17 protein-coding genes are annotated in these 16,925 nt (G+C 69.2%); 12 read left to right on the forward strand and 5 right to left on the reverse strand.

What is annotated here, in order from left to right:
• The first annotated feature begins 2 nt into the window (after positions 1-2).
• From ACWGO0_RS33525 to ACWGO0_RS33540, 4 genes are read left to right on the forward strand one after another with little or no spacing between them, the layout of a single operon-like run.
• Positions 3-758, forward strand: a complete 756-nt coding sequence (locus tag ACWGO0_RS33525; protein ID WP_453543674.1) for a cytochrome c biogenesis CcdA family protein — start codon at positions 3-5, stop codon at positions 756-758.
• Positions 759-761: 3 nt separating this feature from the next.
• Positions 762-2,480: a cytochrome c biogenesis protein ResB gene (gene resB, locus ACWGO0_RS33530; protein ID WP_453543676.1), complete on the forward strand. Its 1,719-nt coding sequence runs from the start codon at positions 762-764 to the stop codon at positions 2,478-2,480.
• Entirely contained in the window at positions 2,477-3,553 is a 1,077-nt protein-coding gene (gene ccsB, locus ACWGO0_RS33535; RefSeq protein ID WP_453543678.1) for a c-type cytochrome biogenesis protein CcsB, read from the forward strand. The genes resB and ccsB overlap by 4 nt, the downstream gene beginning before the upstream one ends.
• A gap of 52 nt (positions 3,554-3,605) precedes the next feature.
• The gene (locus tag ACWGO0_RS33540; protein ID WP_453543680.1) at positions 3,606-4,061 is read left to right on the forward strand and encodes an SRPBCC domain-containing protein; all 456 of its coding nucleotides are present in this window, start codon (positions 3,606-3,608) and stop codon (positions 4,059-4,061) included.
• Here ACWGO0_RS33540 and ACWGO0_RS33545 read toward each other — a convergent pair.
• From ACWGO0_RS33545 to ACWGO0_RS33555, 3 genes are all read right to left on the reverse strand, one after another.
• On the reverse strand, positions 4,058-5,617 hold the full coding sequence (locus ACWGO0_RS33545) for a hypothetical protein (RefSeq protein ID WP_453543682.1): 1,560 nt from the start codon (positions 5,615-5,617) through the stop codon (positions 4,058-4,060). The genes ACWGO0_RS33540 and ACWGO0_RS33545 overlap by 4 nt on opposite strands.
• Positions 5,610-7,739: a hypothetical protein gene (locus ACWGO0_RS33550; protein WP_453543684.1), complete on the reverse strand. Its 2,130-nt coding sequence runs from the start codon at positions 7,737-7,739 to the stop codon at positions 5,610-5,612. The genes ACWGO0_RS33545 and ACWGO0_RS33550 overlap by 8 nt, the downstream gene beginning before the upstream one ends.
• Positions 7,740-7,858: 119 nt before the next feature.
• The gene (locus tag ACWGO0_RS33555; RefSeq protein WP_453543686.1) at positions 7,859-8,266 is read right to left on the reverse strand and encodes a PLD nuclease N-terminal domain-containing protein; all 408 of its coding nucleotides are present in this window, start codon (positions 8,264-8,266) and stop codon (positions 7,859-7,861) included.
• Positions 8,267-8,356: 90 nt separating this feature from the next.
• On the opposite strand from ACWGO0_RS33555, the gene ACWGO0_RS33560 reads away from it, so the two are divergent.
• Both ACWGO0_RS33560 and mqnP read left to right on the forward strand, forming a co-directional pair.
• Positions 8,357-9,814: a menaquinone biosynthesis decarboxylase gene (locus ACWGO0_RS33560; protein WP_453543688.1), complete on the forward strand. Its 1,458-nt coding sequence runs from the start codon at positions 8,357-8,359 to the stop codon at positions 9,812-9,814.
• On the forward strand, positions 9,811-10,713 hold the full coding sequence (gene mqnP / locus ACWGO0_RS33565; protein WP_453543690.1) for a menaquinone biosynthesis prenyltransferase MqnP: 903 nt from the start codon (positions 9,811-9,813) through the stop codon (positions 10,711-10,713). Before ACWGO0_RS33560 ends, mqnP begins: the two co-directional genes overlap by 4 nt.
• On the opposite strand, the gene ACWGO0_RS33570 is transcribed toward mqnP, so the two are convergent.
• The gene (locus ACWGO0_RS33570; RefSeq protein ID WP_453543692.1) at positions 10,703-11,314 is read right to left on the reverse strand and encodes a rhomboid family intramembrane serine protease; all 612 of its coding nucleotides are present in this window, start codon (positions 11,312-11,314) and stop codon (positions 10,703-10,705) included. The genes mqnP and ACWGO0_RS33570 overlap by 11 nt on opposite strands.
• Positions 11,315-11,418: 104 nt before the next feature.
• Between ACWGO0_RS33570 and ACWGO0_RS33575 the strand changes: the two genes are divergently transcribed.
• Entirely contained in the window at positions 11,419-12,108 is a 690-nt protein-coding gene (locus ACWGO0_RS33575) for a UbiX family flavin prenyltransferase (RefSeq protein ID WP_453543694.1), read from the forward strand.
• A 22-nt stretch (positions 12,109-12,130) separates the two neighbouring features.
• On the opposite strand, the gene ACWGO0_RS33580 is transcribed toward ACWGO0_RS33575, so the two are convergent.
• Entirely contained in the window at positions 12,131-12,277 is a 147-nt protein-coding gene (locus ACWGO0_RS33580) for a hypothetical protein (protein WP_453543696.1), read from the reverse strand.
• Positions 12,278-12,398: 121 nt separating this feature from the next.
• Here ACWGO0_RS33580 and ACWGO0_RS33585 point away from each other — a divergent pair, with 121 nt between their 5' ends.
• The 5 genes from ACWGO0_RS33585 to ACWGO0_RS33605 all read left to right on the forward strand — a co-directional run bounded on the left by ACWGO0_RS33585 (position 12,399) and on the right by ACWGO0_RS33605 (position 16,875).
• On the forward strand, positions 12,399-12,854 hold the full coding sequence (locus ACWGO0_RS33585) for an Lrp/AsnC family transcriptional regulator (protein WP_030803885.1): 456 nt from the start codon (positions 12,399-12,401) through the stop codon (positions 12,852-12,854).
• Positions 12,855-12,901: 47 nt separating this feature from the next.
• Complete coding sequence (gene mqnE / locus ACWGO0_RS33590) at positions 12,902-14,065, forward strand: aminofutalosine synthase MqnE (protein WP_453543699.1); 1,164 nt, start codon at positions 12,902-12,904, stop codon at positions 14,063-14,065.
• Between the two features lie 97 nt (positions 14,066-14,162).
• Positions 14,163-14,693 (forward strand): N-acetyltransferase family protein, encoded by a 531-nt coding sequence (locus tag ACWGO0_RS33595; RefSeq protein ID WP_453543701.1) that lies wholly within the window; start codon positions 14,163-14,165, stop codon positions 14,691-14,693.
• A 74-nt stretch (positions 14,694-14,767) separates the two neighbouring features.
• Positions 14,768-15,061, forward strand: coding sequence for a DUF4229 domain-containing protein (locus tag ACWGO0_RS33600; RefSeq protein WP_453543703.1), 294 nt, complete (start codon positions 14,768-14,770; stop codon positions 15,059-15,061).
• 428 nt (positions 15,062-15,489) lie between these two features.
• Positions 15,490-16,875 carry a dicarboxylate/amino acid:cation symporter gene (locus ACWGO0_RS33605; protein WP_453543705.1) on the forward strand — a complete coding sequence of 462 codons (1,386 nt, stop codon included), beginning with the start codon at positions 15,490-15,492 and terminating at the stop codon, positions 16,873-16,875.
• Positions 16,876-16,925 lie beyond the last annotated feature (50 nt).

The raw sequence follows: 16,925 nt of genomic DNA on the forward strand, positions 1-16,925 counted from the left end.
CGGTGATCACCCTCGCCGCGTACAACGAGACCGTCTTCAGCGGCGCCCTGCTGGTGGCTGTTCCCATCGCCCTGCTCGGCGGGCTCGTCTCGTTCTTCTCGCCCTGCGTGCTGCCGCTCGTCCCCGGCTATCTGAGTTACGTCACCGGGGTCAGCGGAACGGATCTGGCGGAGGCCAAGCGGGGCCGGGTCGTCGCGGGAGCCTCGCTCTTCGTGCTCGGTTTCAGCGTCGTCTTCGCCTCCACCGGCGCCCTCTTCGGCTACTTCGGCCAGGAGCTCCAGGTGCACGCCGGGGTGCTCAACAAGATCCTCGGCGCCCTGATGATCCTCATGGGGATCTTCTTCATGGGGCTGCTGCCGGGAGTGACGCAGCGCGAGTTCCGCTTCCACAAGCGGCCGGTGGCCGGTCTTGCCGGTGCGCCGCTGCTCGGCGCCCTGTTCGGAATCGGCTGGACGCCCTGCATCGGCCCGACGCTCGCCTCCGTCCTGTCGCTCTCGGCCCAGCAGGCCACCGCCGGACGCGGGGCGATACTGACCGTCGCGTACTGTCTCGGACTCGGTGTCCCGTTCGTCCTGGCAGCGGTGGCCTTCCGCAAGGCACTCGGTGCGTTCGGCTGGGTCAAGCGGCACTACGCATGGGTCATGCGCATCGGCGGCGGCATGATGATCGCGACCGGAATCCTCCTGCTCACGGGCGTCTGGGACTCGCTCATGCAGGAGATGCAGGTCTGGTCAAACGGCTTCACTGTGGGGATCTGAGTCATGAGCAACACGAACACCACGGAAGAGCGCGAGCTCGGCGCGGCCGGAGAGCAGCTCTCCACCGCCCCGCGCGAGGAGTCCGCGGGGGCGGTGCCCGCGATGGGAGTCATCGGCTGGGCCCGCTGGTTCTGGCGGCAGCTCACCTCGATGCGGGTCGCGCTGATCCTGCTCTTCCTGCTGTCGCTCGGCGCGATCCCCGGTTCGCTGATCCCGCAGAACAGCGTGGACGAGCTGAAGGTGCAGACCTTCCAGGAGGCCCACACCACGGTCACGCCGATCTACGAGAAGCTCCAGCTGTTCGACGTCTACAGCTCGGTGTGGTTCTCCGCGATCTACATCCTGCTGTTCGTCTCCCTCATCGGCTGCATCGTGCCGCGCACCGGCCAGTTCGTCGGCCAGCTGCGCAGTCGGCCGCCGGTCGCCCCGAAGCGGCTCACCAGGCTTCCCGCGTACACGACGTGGCGTACCGAGGCCGAGCCCGAGCAGGTCCGCGAGGCCGCGGTCGCCATGCTCCGCAAGCGGCGCTTCCGCTCGCACGCGGTGGGTGACGCGGTCGCCGCCGAGAAGGGCTATCTGCGCGAGGCCGGGAACCTGATGTTCCACATCGCGCTGATCGTGATGCTGGTGGCCTTCGCCGCCGGACAGCTCTTCAAGTCCGAGGGCGGCAAGCTGATCGTCGAGGGCGACGGCTTCTCCAACACGCTCACGCAGTACGACGACTTCAAGTCCGGCTCGATGTACGACACGGACTCCCTCGCCCCGTTCAGCTTCACCCTCGACGAATTCGTCGGTACGTACGAGAAGAGCGGCCCCCAGCGCGGCACCCCGCGCACCTTCGAGGCCCGTGTCTCGTACGCGGAGGGCGCCGACGGCAAGCCGAAGAAGTCCGTCATCCGGGTCAACGAACCGCTGATCGTCGACGGCACCAAGGTCTATCTGATCTCGCACGGGTACGCCCCCGTCGTCTCCGTCAAGGACGGCAAGGGCAAGGAGGTCTACCGGGCCGCCGTACCGCTGCTGCCCATCGACAACAACATCACCTCGACCGGCGCGATCAAGGTGATGGACGGCTACCGCGACAAGAGCGGCAAGAAGACCCAGCTGGGCTTCGAGGCGTTCTTCGTCCCGACGTTCGCGGGCGCGGGCAAGGGCACGATGTTCTCGCAGTTCCCCGGCGCCGAGTTCCCCGTGCTCGCCCTCAACGGCTTCCACGGCAGCCTCGGCGTCGACTCCGGGCTGCCGCAGAACGTGTACCAGCTGGACTCCACCAAGATGAAGGAGTTCAAGGACACCGGCGGGCAGAAGCTCAAGAAGCGGCTGCTTCCCGGCGAGACGATGGAGCTGCCCGACGGGGCGGGCTCGATCACCTTCGAGGGCGTCGAGGAATGGGCCAGTTTCCAGGTCTCGGAGCAGCCGGGCACCGGCTGGGCCCTGGCCGGGTCGATCGCCGCGATCGCCGGGCTCGCCGGTTCGCTGTTCATCCAGCGCCGCCGGGTGTGGGTCAGGGCCGTACGGGGAACGGACGGCGTCACCGTCGTCGAGATGGCCGGCCTGGGCCGCAGTGAGTCCGCGAAGCTCCCCGAGGAGCTGGGCGATCTCGCGGTCGAGCTCAACAGCGTGGCGCCCACCGCGCCCGAAGCCACGAACGACCCGGAGACCGATGCCGGTTCCGGTCCCGAAGTACCTTCCGAAGAACCTGCCGAAGGGGCTGAGAAGTGAATCTCGCCGCCGCAACCAACGAGAATCTGGCACACACCAGCAATGTGCTGATCTATTCGTCGATGGCCGTCTACACCCTGGCCTTCTTCGCGCACATCGCGGAGTGGGTGTTCGGCAGCCGCAGCAAGGTCGGGCGTACGGCCGCCGCGCTGGCCGGAACCCCGGCTTCCACCGTGAAGGTGCAGGTCGCGCAGAAGGGCGGCGGCACCGCCGTGCTGGAGCGCCCGAAGATCGTCACGCGCTCCGCCGCCGGGACCCGGGACGTCCCGGACGGCCCCGGAGCGGCCGGCGGCACGTTCAAGGGTGATCTGTGGGGACGGATCGCGGTCTCCCTGACCGTCGTGGCGTTCCTCGTCGAGGCCGGTGGCGTCGTCACCCGCGCCATGTCCGTGCAGCGTGCCCCCTGGGGCAACATGTACGAGTTCTCGATCACCTTCTCCACGGTGGCGGTCGGCGCGTACCTCGTCCTTCTCGCGCTGAGGAAGAACGTCCGGTGGATGGGCCTGATGCTCGTCACCACGGTCCTGCTGGACCTGGGCATCGCCACCACCACGCTCTACACCGAGAGTGACCAGCTGGTTCCCGCGCTCGACTCGATCTGGCTGTGGATCCACGTCTCCACCGCCATCATCTGCGGCGCGGTGTTCTACCTCGGTGCGGTCGGCACGCTGCTCTACCTGTTCCGCGACAGCTACGAGAACAAGCTCGCCAACGGCGGGGCGCCCGGTGCGTTCGCCCGGTCGGTGCTGGAGCGGCTGCCCTCGGCGTCGAGCCTGGACAAGTTCTCGTACCGCGTCAACGCCGCCGTCTTCCCGTTGTGGACGTTCACGATCATCGCGGGCGCGATCTGGGCGGGCGACGCGTGGGGGCGCTACTGGGGCTGGGACCCCAAGGAGGTCTGGTCCTTCATCACATGGGTCGCGTACGCCTGCTACCTGCACGCGCGTGCCACAGCGGGGTGGAAGGGGCGCAAGGCCGCCTACCTGGCGTTGATCGCCTTCGGGTGCTGGCTGTTCAACTACTACGGCGTGAACATCTTCGTCACCGGCAAGCACTCGTACGCGGGCGTGTAGCGGGTGGGGTGACCGGGGTGCGGATCGCCTCCCGGCGCGTCACGCTTGTCGTATGACCCCGACCGATGCGATCGAGCGAGGTACCAGCGAGACGCGCGACGGCACGCATTTTCTGAGATTCACGCTGCGGCTGCCCCATCCCGTTCCCCGGGTGTGGGCAGCCGTCGCCAGTTCCGAAGGGCTGCGGAGCTGGCTCGCCGACGCCGAGCCCTTCGAGCCGCGGATCGGCGGCGCGGTCACCCTGCGCGGGCTGCGTACCGGCTTGGCGGGGGCTGCCGCCGACGCCTCCGGCACGGTCACCGCCTGGGACGTCGAGCGCGTCGCCGAGTACACCGTCGGGGAGCCGCACAGCCGCATCCGTTTCCACCTGGAACCGCCGCGCGGCGATCACGTCGTACTCCGCTTCACGCACGAGTTCCGCGGTGACGACGTCCTGCGCCTGGATCGCCTAGCGGCCTGGCACGGGCACTTCGAGCGCCTCGCCGCCGCGCTCGCCGTCCCTGTCTAGCGCCCCGACGGCGGCAGACAGCGCCGGTCCGGCGGCCGGCCCTCCGGCCAGGCGATCTCCACGAAGCGCTGCACACCCTTGTCCGTCAGTTCCACCACCGGAACCGCCTTGTTGTACGGGTTGCCGTGGTTGTCCAAGCAGATCCAGCCGCTCGCTCCCGAGACCTTCAGCGAGGACTTCACCTGCGGCCACTGACCGCCCACATCGGTCTTGGTCGGCAGCCGCTTGCCGTCCGGGGTCGCCTGCCGGATGCCGTGCACGGCCGTCGCCATCGCGTCGTACGCGATGATCACCTGGCCGTCCGTCATCGTGGCCCGGCCCGTCGGACCGATCGGGCCGACGGGCTTCTTCGCCACCAGGGCCAGCAGCTCCTGGAAGTTCCGGAAGTCCTGCGCGGAACCGCCCGTCGCCGGCACCGGCGCGCTCTTCGTGGCCACCCAGGCGTCCGGATGGGCCAGCGAGGCATAGCGGACGGTCACCTTCCGGGTGAGCGCGCTGCGGTCCAGCTTCTCGTCGCCGCCGAGGTACGAGCCCTCGTCGCCGGTGAGCACGGTGAACGCCCTGTTCTGGCAGCCGCGCCGGCCCAGTTCGTTGATGAACTGCCGCAGCTGTGTGTGGCGCCCGGCGAAGAACACCGTCTCCGCGTCCGTGTCGCAGATCAGGTGCGTGATCTGTTTGAACGTATTGGACGTGGTGCCCTCGTCCGTCGCGTCCGGGGGCGAGGTGAACAACTGGGCCTCGTACTTCGTGCCCTTCACCAGCGCCGTGAACGCCGCCTTCAGCGTGTCCGTGTAGTGGTCCCCGGTGCGCGTGTCCTCGACCAGCAGCGCCTTGTCGGCCTCCACCTTGCCGAACTGCGCCAGCGCCCGCGCCTCGTCCCGGTTGGTGGGCGAGACCCGTGCGAGGCCCGGGAACGGGTCCCCGCCGGGCCCGTTGGCGATGTCGTCGGCCGTGATCGTGGTGCCGACGACGGCGATCCGCGCCTTCGTCAGCGCCTGGACCGCGAGCTTCACCTCGGAGCTGCTGGTGGCGACCCCGGACACCGCGCGCAGATGGTCGGGCGCGTCCGTCATGGTCTTCAGGCGGTCGACCGTCCGCTCCCAGAACACGTTGTTCTTGCCGGTGTTGGCGAGCACCAGCCGGATCTTCGGGACCTGCGAGTTCGACAGATGGTTGGCCCGGTACTGCTCCGCGAACGCGCCCTGGAGCTCCCGCCGCATCTTCGTCCCCATGGACGGGTCGGTCGACGTCAGAGGCAGCAGCAGGGCGACCGTCGCGTACTCGCCCGGCTTCAGCTTCTTGTTCTCCCGGCCGATCGCCGATGCGACCTCCGTCAGGTTCTTCATCCCGAAGTCGTAGCCCGAACCGGACACGCCCACGCACTCGTCGCTGCCCTGCGGGCGCTCCACGCCCGCCACACAGCTCCGGTCCTCCGGCTCGGTCACCCGGTCGATGCCGTACCAGCCGACGCCCGTCACGAGCGCCGCCACGAGAGCCGTGGTGACGATCCTCTGCCGGGTCGTGTACCAGACGCGATAACGCAGTGGATTACGCATCCCAGCCACCGTCCCCCTGTCGGTCCCGTCGGTCCGGCGCCCCGTCCGGCGAGGCTCCCGGTGGCATGGACAGCGTTCGCCATGCCCTGATGTCCCGCGGCCAGTGCGTCGCCGCGTCCCACAGCACCGCGTTGCCCGTCAGATGCCTGCCGGACAGCTGCCGCAGCTCGTGCGCCATCTTGTCGGTCACCTCGTCGTCCGGCAGGGCCAGCGGATCGGACAGCAGCCACACGGCGTGCAGCAGCCTGCGCATCCGCAACTGGAGCTCCGCTGCCTCCTCGTCGAGCCCGGCGAGCCCGGTCCGCTCCTCGGGCAGCGGTCCCTCGGCCACGTCCTGGCCGAGCGCGACCGCCCGCCGCGGATCGGGGCCGCGGGCCGCGCGCTCACGCGGATACGGCGCCGAGGCGATCAGCCGCAGCTCGCCCAGCCAGGCCGGCACATCGGGGCGCGGGAACCGCACCCGCAGATGCGTCACGCACGCCCCCTCCCGGCCCAGCACCAGCTCCTCGTGCAGCCGGTGCGGGGCGCTCGCGACGCTCCCCGCCTGGTACACCTCGCGCAGCGACTCGTGCACCGCCCGCCACACCGCGTACCGCGGATGGTCGTCGTCCTGGAAGCGCAGCCGGTGCAGCAGCAGCGAGCGGAGCAACGGGTCGCCGACGAAGTGGTCGGGACCGACCCGCCAGTCCTCCGCGCGCAGCACGTCCCGTACGCGCAACGCCACATCGCCGTCCAGCGACTCGCCCCGCAGCCGGAGTCCGGCCAGCAGCCTGGCCGGCTCCTCGCCGTGCGCGGCGGCCAGCACGCTCAGTACGTCGAGCCGCCGGCCCGGCAGCAGCCGCTCCAGCAGTTCGTCCGCCAGCCGCACCGGCTCCCGGTCCTCGCGGACCCGCACCGTGCAGTCCAGCAGGGCGCCCGGCATCAGTGAACCCGGCCGGTCCGCCTCGCCCGCCGCCTGCGCGAACAGCGCGACCCCCAGCGGCCGGCCGCCCGTCAGCCGGTGCACGCCGCGCGCCAGACCGGCCGGGGTACGGGCCGCCGGGTCGTGGCGCTCGAACGCGGCCTGGGTGTGCGCGGCGCTCAGCGGGGTCAGGCCCACCGCGAGGATGCCCGAGGTCACCTCCGTACCGCGGGTCCAGTGCGAGGCGTGAGCCACCTCCGGCAGCCGGTGGTGGACGGCGTGCCGCAGCCCCTCGTGGTCCCGGGAGCGGGAAGCGGCGAAGAAGGCGACCTGGTCACGGCGGCCGGACGCGCGCGCCCGCAGCACCGGTTCGAGCAGCTGCCGGCCCAGCGCGTTGTGGGCGTTGTCCAGCAGGATCACCGGACGGCCCCGGCGCATCCCCAGCGCCGTGCCCCGGTAGGCCCGGTACAGGTCCTCGACCAGCGCCCCGACGAGATGGTCCTCGGCCCGCCTGCGCAGATCCCCGCCGCGCTCGAAGTCGACGGCGAGCTGCCGCAGCCCGATCCGGCCGTCGCCCCCGGCGTGCGGATAGGCGCCGTACCAGTCGACGGTACGGCGCTGGAACCGGCTGAACGTCTCTTCCAGCACCGATTCCACGGTCGCCTCGGCGATCAGCCCGGCCAGCGGCGCGACCGCGTCGAACGCCGTCGCCGCGAGCTTCGTCAGCACCTTGGTGACCCAGCCCTGCGCCGCACCCGGCCGGGAGTCCACGGTCGCCAGCACGGGGCCGAGCGACTGGAGATCGCGCTGCGCCTGCGTCTCGTCCTCACGGCTCCAGGCGATGGACGCCACCGCCACCAGACCCAGGCTGAGCCGGGGGAACTGCACCGGCTTCGCCGCCCGCACCCTCGGCGTCAGCTGGACGGCCAGCGCGGGCAGCGCTCCGGTCACCGGCGTCCAGCCGGGCCCCGGGTCCTCCGGCGGCGCGACCGCCTCGCAGTCGACCAGGGCGACCGGGGTGATCTCCCGGTACACATTGCGCAGTTGCTTGAGCGTCGCGGTCTTGCCCATACCGCGGCCGCCGGTCAGCACGACCACCGGCGGATCGTCACGGTGCTCGTACGGCGCCTTCGCCGAGCCGTACGGAGTGAGACCTGTCAGACGTGCAGCCAGGCCGTCGTTGCCGAAAATCGCCTCGCGTCCGTACAGCTCTCGTTCCACCGCACCCCCAGTGCCGACACCCCGTCCGACCTGTCACAGCGTCAACAACAGGATATCGGCAGGGTGTTGGAGGCGGGTGAAGATTTTCGAACGATCCGGGCAGAAGGATGATCCGGGGGTCAGCCCTTCGGCGGCGTCGGGTCCTCGGTGTTTCCGCCGTCGCCGTCGCGGCGCTTCAGCTCCTCCTCGCGGCGGCGCAGGTCGGCCTCCCAGTCCTTGAGGACGGACTCGTCCTTCTCGTTCTCGTCCTTGAGGGACTTCAGGAAGTCGGGATTGTCGTCGGGCGCCACCCACTTCTGGCGGTGGTTGCGGTGCCACTCCGAAGGCGTACGGCCCCCTTCGGGTGCCACACGCATCTTGCCCGCGGCGAACCACACGATCGGGCCGACGATCCAGAACAGCAGAATGATGAAGACCCAGGCCAGCTTCGGAAGGTGCTTGGCCTCGTCCTCCGGGGTGTTCAGACAGTCGATGAACGCGTAGATCGTCAGTGCCAGCGGCAGAAGATAGATCAAGGCCCTGAGCATGGTGGAAGGGTCCCCCGAGAAGAGGTGAGGGGGCGCGGTGTCCCGCCCCGGTGACGGGGCCAGGGTAGCGGGTGGCCGATACTGGGTGGCATGGCTTACGACGATCTTCGCTCCCTGCTCCGGGCTCTGGAGCGCGAGGGCGATCTCAAGCGCATCAAGGCCGAGGTCGACCCGCATCTGGAGGTCGGCGAGATCGTCGACCGGGTGAACAAGGCGGGCGGGCCCGCCCTGCTCTTCGAGAACGTCAAGGGGGCGACCATGCCCCTGGCCATGAACGTCTTCGGGACGGACCGGCGGCTCCTCAAGGCACTCGGTCTCACGTCGTACGCGGAGATCAGCGACAAGATCGGCGGGCTGCTCAAGCCCGAGCTGCCGCACGGTTTCGTCGGGGTCCGCGAGGCGTTCGGGAAGCTCGGCTCGATGGTGCACGTGCCGCCGAAGAAGGTGAAGTCCGGCGACGCTCCCGTCCAGGAGGTCGTCCTCACCGGCGACGACGTGGACCTGGAGCAGCTTCCGGCGCTCTTCACCTGGCCGAAGGACGGCGGCTCCTTCTTCAACCTGGGGCTCACGCACACCAAGCACCCCGAGACCGGCATCCGGAATCTGGGGCTCTACCGCCTTCAGCGCCACGACAAGCGCACCATCGGCATGCACTGGCAGATCCACAAGGACAGCCGCAACCACTACCAGGTCGCCGCGAAGCGCGGCGAGCGGCTGCCGGTCGCGATCGCGTTCGGGGCGCCGCCCGCCGTGACGTACGCCTCCACGGCCCCGCTGCCCGGTGACATCGACGAGTACCTCTTCGCGGGCTTCATCCAGGGCAAGCGGATCGAGATGGTCGACTGCAAGACCGTGCCGCTCCAGGTACCGGCGCAGGCCGAGGTCGTCATCGAGGGCTGGCTGGAGCCGGGGGAGATGCTGCCGGAGGGGCCGTTCGGCGACCACACCGGCTTCTACACGCCGCAGGAGCCGTTCCCCGCGCTGACGATCGACTGCGTCACGATGCGGAAGCGTCCGCTGATCCAGTCGATCGTGGTGGGCAGGCCGCCGACCGAGGACGGGCCGCTGGGCCGGGCCACGGAGCGCTTCTTCCTGCCGCTCCTGAAGATCATCGTGCCGGACATCGTGGACTACCACCTGCCGGAGGCGGGCGGCTTCCACAACTGCGCGATCGTCTCGATCGACAAGAAGTACCCGAAGCACGCCCAGAAGGTCATGAGCGCCATCTGGGGCGCGCACATGATGTCGCTGACCAAGCTGATCGTGATCGTGGACTCCGACTGCGATGTCCACGACCTCCACGAGGTGGCGTGGCGGGCGCTCGGGAACACCGACTACGCACGTGACCTGACCGTCGCCGAGGGCCCGGTCGATCATCTCGACCATGCCTCCTACCAGCAGTTCTGGGGCGGCAAGGCGGGTATCGACGCGACGAGGAAGTGGCCCGAGGAGGGCTACACGCGGGACGGCGGCTGGCCCGACATGGTCGAGTCCGACCCGGACACGGCGGCGAAGGTCGACCGTCGCTGGAAGGAGTACGGCCTGTGAGCGCCTCGGCCGCCGCACTGCCCCAGCCGGGCAGGACGAAGGCGTTCCTCCGGCTGGTGATGATCGAGCACTCCGTCTTCGCGCTGCCCTTCGCGTACATCGCCGCGCTGACCGCGATGTTCCGGACCGACGAGACCATCCACTGGGCGACGCTGCTGCTCGTCACGCTCGCGATGATCGGTCTGCGCACGTTCGCGATGGCCGCCAACCGGATCATCGACCGGGAGATCGACGCCCGTAACCCCCGTACCGCGAGCCGTGAACTGGTCACCGGCGCGGTGTCGGTGAAGTCCGCGTGGACCGGGGCGCTCGTCGCGCTCGTCGTGTTCATCGGTGCGGCGGCCCTGCTGAACCCGCTCTGTCTGGCGCTGGCGCCGCTCGCCGTCGTACCGATGGTCGTCTACCCGTACGGCAAGCGGTTCACGAACTACCCGCACGCCATCCTGGGCCTCGCGCAGGCCATGGGGCCGATCGGCGCCTGGCTCGCGGTGACGGGCAGCTGGTCGTGGGACGCGGTGATCCTGGGTCTTGCCGTCGGGATCTGGATCGGCGGCTTCGACCTGATCTTCGCGTGCCAGGACGTACAGGCCGACCGTGCCCACGGGGTGCACTCGTTCCCGGCGCGCTTCGGGATTCCGGCGGCCCTGTGGGGTGCGCGGGTCTGCCACGTGGTGACGACGGGGATGCTGGTCTGGTTCGGTCTGGCGACCGAGGCGGGGCTGCTCTACTGGATCGGCATGGTGATCGTCGCGGTGGCGTTCGTGTACGAGCACCGGGTGGTGCGCCCGCACGATCTGTCCCGACTGAACCGCGCGTTCTTCACGGTGAACGGCTTCATCGGCATGGCCCTTTTCGCGTGCGCGCTGCTGGACCTGCTGGTGCGTGGCCTCACGCCGTGACGGCGGTGGCGGTGCGGCGGGGCCGGCGGAAGGCGAAGGCCGCCACCACCCCGCCGATCAGGCCGAAGAGGTGTCCCTGCCAGCTGATTCCCGAGTCGGTGGGCAGGACGCCCCAGAGGATCGAGCCGTAGACCCCGGCGATGATCACGCCCACCACGATGTCGAGGGGGCGCCGGTCCACGAAGCCGCGGACCAGCAGATAGCCGAAGAGGCCGAAGACCACACCGGACGCGCCGAGGGTGACGGTGTTGGACGGGGCGGTGAGCCAGACGCCCAGGCCGCCGATCACGACGATCGTGAGGACGACGGCTGCGAACCGGCGCAGTCCGGCGAGCGCCGCGATGAAGCCGAGGACCAGCAGCGGGACGCTGTTGGACGCGACGTGGTCCCAGCCGCTGTGCAGGAACGCGGACGGCACCACGTCGAACAGCTCGGACGGCTCGCGCGGGCTGATCCCGTACGTGTCCAGCGCATGGCCCGTCGCCGTGTCGATGCCTTCCAGCGCCCACAGCAGGGCGACCCAGCCCAGCATCAGCACGCCGGCCGTCAGGGCCCGGGCACGGGTGGTCGTGGTGGTGGCGGAGTTACGGATGCCGGTCATGGCTCCCCCTGTCCCGGGCCTGCACAGTCGTGCCCCTCATCTGTCGGAACGTCCCGGGGCCCTGACTCGGTTCCTGGTACGGGGCGCCGGATAGGCTCACAGGTGTGAAATCCGGGACTTCAGAGCGTCAAGAGCAGCGGCGGCCTTGGATTGTCGGGGTGTCCGGCGCGTCAGGTACCCCGTTCGCCGCCGCGGTTCTGCGGGGGCTGCTGGCCGCCGGGGAGAGTGTGGACCTGGTGGTGAGCCGTGCCTCGCGGCTCACTCTGCTGGACGAGACCGGGATCGCTTTCCGCGACGGGCACTGGCGCGAGGATCTGCGCGGCTGGCTGGCGCGGGGCGCGGACGGGAAGCCGGACACCTTCGCGCTGAGCGGGAGCGATCTCGACGGCGTACGGCACTGGGCGGCCGGAGATCTGGCCGCCGGGCCGTCCTCGGGGTCGTACCCGGCGAAGGGGATGCTGATCGTTCCGGCGTCGACGGCCTGTGTGGCCGGGGTGGCGCTGGGTCTGTCGAAGGATCTGCTGCAGCGGGCCGCGAGCGTGACGCTCAAGGAGCGGCGGAAGCTGGTCGTCGCGGTGCGCGAGACTCCGCTGAGTGGTCAGACGCTGAAGCAGATGGTCGCGCTGGACGAGGCGGGCGCCGTGGTGCTGCCCGCCTCTCCGGCGTTCTACGCGGGTGCGACGCATATCCAGGATCTGGTGGATTTCGTCGCCGGGCGGGTGCTGGACGCGGCAGGGGTGCCGCACCAGCTCTACCGCCGTTGGGAGGGAGAGCTCGGTGGCTCCCGGTCCTGATGCTGCTCGCGAGGGGTGCGGGTCAGCGCTTCTTGGGTGCGCGCGGGGTCCGGGCCTTGTCGATCCGGAGCGCGGCGGCGGGCTGGTGGGCACGCGAGCGGTTGGCCAGGTCCTGCAGCTCGCGCATCCGGGCGTAGGCCATCTCGATCGTGTACACGGTGAAGTTCACTCCTGAAGATTCGAAAGCGTTTCTTGGATGTTCTGAAAGATTTGCAGGGTTTGAAGCCCGCATGCCTTAGATTCTATACGTAAACTCGCGGTACTGCTGAACAATGGAAGGTTTCAGTCATATGGACGCGGTGGACAGGCAGCTCATCCAGGCCCTCAGGGAGAACGGCAGGGCCTCGTACGCCGAGCTGGGACGGCTCGTCGGGCTCTCCGGGCCCAGCGTCACCGACCGCATCAATCGGCTGGAAACCGCCGGTGTCATCACCGGCTACCGCGCCACCGTCGACTCCGCGTCGCTCGGGCTCGGGGTCACCGCGCTGATCGGTATCTCGCTCTCGGACGCCGCCGACCACGAGGACGTGGCGCACCGGCTGAAGGACCTGGCGGAGATCGAGGACTGCTGGTTCATCGCGGGCGACGACTCGTACATGCTCAAGGTCCGTGTCGGTGACGTGGACGGCCTGGAGAAGACGATCCGCAGGCTGAGCGGCACGAAGGGCGTATCCCGGACCCGTACGACGATCGTGCTGTCCACGAAGTGGGAGAACCGGGTCGGAGAGCTGCCCGAGGAGAGCTAGGCGTACGGTGGTCGGAGTCTGTTACACGGAGATTGGGAGGCGCCCTAGTGGACGCGGGACTCAAGCGCGAGCTGGAGGATAAGGTCCGGGCCGGCGAGCGGCTGACCCGCGAGGACGGGATCGCCCTCTACGAGTCCGACGACCTTGCGTGGCTCGGCGGACTGGCCCATGAGGTGCGCACGCGTAAGAACGGCGACGTCGTGCACTTCAACGTCAACCGTCACCTCAACATGACGAACGTGTGCACCGCGTCCTGCGCGTACTGCTCGTTCCAGCGGAAGCCGGGCGAGAAGGACGCGTACACGATGCGCATCGAGGAGGCCGTCCGCCTCGCCAAGGCGATGGAGAACGAGAACCTCACCGAGCTGCACATCGTCAACGGGCTGCACCCCACCCTCCCGTGGCGTTACTACCCGCGGTCGCTCAGCGCGCTGAAGGAAGCCCTGCCGAACGTGGGGCTCAAGGCGTTCACGGCGACGGAGATCCACCACTTCGAGACGATCTCCGGGCTGACCGCCTCCGAGATCCTCGACGAGCTGATCGAAGCCGGTCTGGAGTCGCTGACCGGCGGCGGCGCGGAGATCTTCGACTGGGAGGTCCGCCAGCACATCGTCGACCACAACACCCACTGGGAGGACTGGTCGCGGATCCACCGTCTCGCGCACGAGAAGGGGCTCAAGACCCCGGCGACGATGCTGTACGGGCACATCGAGGAGCCCCGTCACCGCGTCGACCACGTGCTGCGGTTGCGGGAGATGCAGGACGAGACCGGCGGCTTCCAGGTCTTCATCCCGCTGCGCTACCAGCACGACTTCGTGGACATGAAGGACGGCAAGGTCCGCAACAAGCTCCAGGCGCGGACGACGATGGCGACGGGCGCGGAGGCGCTGAAGACCTTCGCGGTCTCGCGGCTCCTGTTCGACAACGTGCCGCACGTCAAGGTGTTCTGGGTGATGCACGGTGTGCAGACCGCCCAGCTCGCCCTTCAGCACGGCGCCGACGACATGGACGGCTCGGTCGTCGAGTACAAGATCACGCACGACGCGGACAACTACGGCACGCCCAGCAAGCTCGGCCGTGAGGATCTGCTGGACCTGATCCGTGACGCGGGCTTCCGGCCCGTGGAGCGGAACACACGGTACGAGATCCTGCGCGAGTACCCGGGTCCGGACGCGGGGCGGCGCGAAGAGCCGCAGCCGATGCGCGTCTGAGGTGTCTGGTTGCACGAGAGCCCCGGCCGTCGGCCGGGGCTTTCTCGCCTTTCGGACGCTTGTTGAGGCCACTGCGCGTAATGGCTAACCTCCGCTCATGGCGCTTACATTCGAGCTGGACCCCGCCTTCGACCGGTCCCTGCACGACGGCATCACCGCACTCTGGGCCGACGTCACCGACGCGGGCGGCGCCGTCGGCTTCGTACCGCCCGCGAACCCCGACGAGATCCGGCCCGAACTGCTCAAGCACCTCGCCGCGATCACCGAGGGCCGCACCCGGCTGCTCGTCGGCTACGACGAGGACGGAACCGTCGCCGCCACCGCCTTCCTCGCCCGCACGACCCACCGGCTGATGACCCACTGGGTCCTGCTCCACACCGTGATGATCCACCCCCGCCTCCAGGGCAAGGGGCTCGGCCGCGAACTCATGGCGGCCGCGGCCGACGGGGCCCGCGGCATGGACGGCATCGAGGCCATCCGCCTCACCTGCCGGGGCGGCACCGGAGCCGACCGCTTCTACGCCTCCTGCGGCTACAAGGAGGTGGGGCGCGTCCCCGGCGCGATCCGGGTCGCCCCCGGCGACGACCGCGACGACATCACGATGCTGCTGCCGCTGGGAGCCCCCTGAACCCAGTGAATTCGGGTCATGCTTCACTGGTCGGGCAGGATTGTGACGAGTTGTACGTAGAGAGAGGGTCAGCCGTGTCCGCTGCCAAGCCGAGCGCAACGATCCGGTACACCGCGTTGCGCCTGTTGATCTTCGTGGGCTGCTTCTTCGCCGCCGGTGTGGCCGTCCACTTCGGGGTGCTGCCTGCCGGGCTCGCCGGCTCCAACTTCGTGTGGGTCATCCTGCTCGGCCTGCTGCTCTCGGCGCCGCTCAGCTTCGTGCTCCTGCGCAAGCAGCGCGACGAGATGTCCGAGCAGCTGATCTCCAAGGTCGACCGGACCAAGGCGCGCCTCGAAGCCAACCGGACCCGCGAGGACGCTGTCCAGTAAGTCCGAGGTCGGCAGGACAACGGTAAGCGGAGCGTAAGCTTCCTCACACTCGCGCCCCCGGGCGCCCGGAACCCCAGGCCGGAGCCACCGCTCCAGTGCTGGGGTTTCGCCGTTTCCCGGTACTGGGGGAGGGGTCTCGGCGTGCCTTCTTGCCAAAGAAGACCTTTGAGGTTCTCAAAGTTCAAGTGTTAACGTGTTCGGCATGAAGACAGCAGTGCGCCCCCGCCTTGCCGCGAGCATTCCGCTCGTGGCGCGCCTGCATGTCGATCTCTGCCGCTGTATGTCCGCGGTCTGTTGCCGCAACGTCTGAACCGGCACCATGCAGCGGCGCCGCCCTTGTCGCGGGCGCCGCACCCCCGTCCCCGTTCGTCCGCGCAAGCCGTACGTGTGTCCTCGTACGCCGCGCTGCGTCCCCCAGGAGTGTGTCCGTGTCCGCGAACTCCGCGTCCACCACGACCGACGCCGGTAAGCCCTCCGGCGCCGGTACCGGTTTCCGTATACCGAAGGTCCCGTTCTGGGTCCAGATCGTCGCCGGTCTGGTCCTCGGTGTCCTGCTCGGCTGGCTCGCCCGCAGCCAGCAGATCGACTGGCTCGTCACCACGCTCGACCAGGTCGGCAGCATCTTCGTCCAGCTGCTGAAGCTGGCCGTCGCGCCCCTCGTCTTCTTCGCGATCCTGGTGTCGATCACCAACCTGCGCAAGGTCAACAACGCCGCCAGGCTGGCCACCCGCACACTGCTCTGGTTCATGATCACCTCGCTGATCGCCGTGGCCATCGGCCTCGCGATCGGCCTGATCACCAACCCGGGCGCCGGCACCGGCCTCACCCCGAAGGACGGCGCCAAGCCCGAGAGCGCGGGCTCCTGGCTGGACTTCCTGACGGGCATCATCCCGACCGACATCATCACGCCGTTCACCGAGCTGAACGTGCTGCAGATCGTCTTCATGGCCGCCGTCGCCGGTATCGCCGCGCTCCAGCTCGGCGAGAAGGCCAAGCCGATCCTTGCCCTCAGCGAGTCGATCCTCCAGCTCCTCCAGAAGGCCCTGTGGTGGGTCATCCGCCTCGCCCCGCTCGGCACCGTCGGCCTCATCGGCTACGCGATCGCCGACTACGGCTGGGACCTGATCGGCAAGTACGCGACGTTCACCGCCGACGTCTACATCGGCTGCGCCATCGTGATGTTCGGCGTCTACCCGCTGCTGCTCGCGACGGTCGCCAAGGTCAGCCCGCTCCAGTTCTTCAAGGGTGCCTGGCCCGCGATCCAGCTGGCCTTCGTCTCCCGCTCCTCGGTCGGCACGATGCCCGTCACCCAGAAGGTCACCGAGCGCCTCGGTGTCCCGAAGGAGTACGCGTCCTTCGCCGTGCCGTTCGGCGCCACGACCAAGATGGACGGCTGCGCCGCGATCTACCCGGCGCTGGCGGCGATCTTCATCGCGCAGATCTTCGACGTGCAGCTGGGTATCGGTGACTACATCCTGATCGCGTTCGTCTCGGTCATCGGTTCGGCGGCCACCGCCGGTCTCACCGGTGCGACGGTCATGCTGACGCTGACCCTGTCGACGCTGGGCCTCCCGCTGGAGGGCGTCGGCCTGCTGCTGGCGATCGACCCGATCCTGGACATGATGCGGACGGCCACGAACGTGGCAGGTCAGGCGCTGGTCCCGGTGATCGTCGCCTCCCGCGAGAAGATCCTCGACCACGACAAGTACAACTCGGCCTCGTCGTCCCCGGTCGACGAGATCGAGGAGACCGAGGTCATCGAGGACGCTCACGTCGACGCCGACCGCAAGGACGCGGTACCGGTCCCCGCGTAAAGCAGCCTGTTGAGCGACGCACGAGTGCCCCGGACCGTTCGGTCCGGGGC

It is taken from the genome of Streptomyces sp. NPDC055749, from assembly GCF_053617235.1.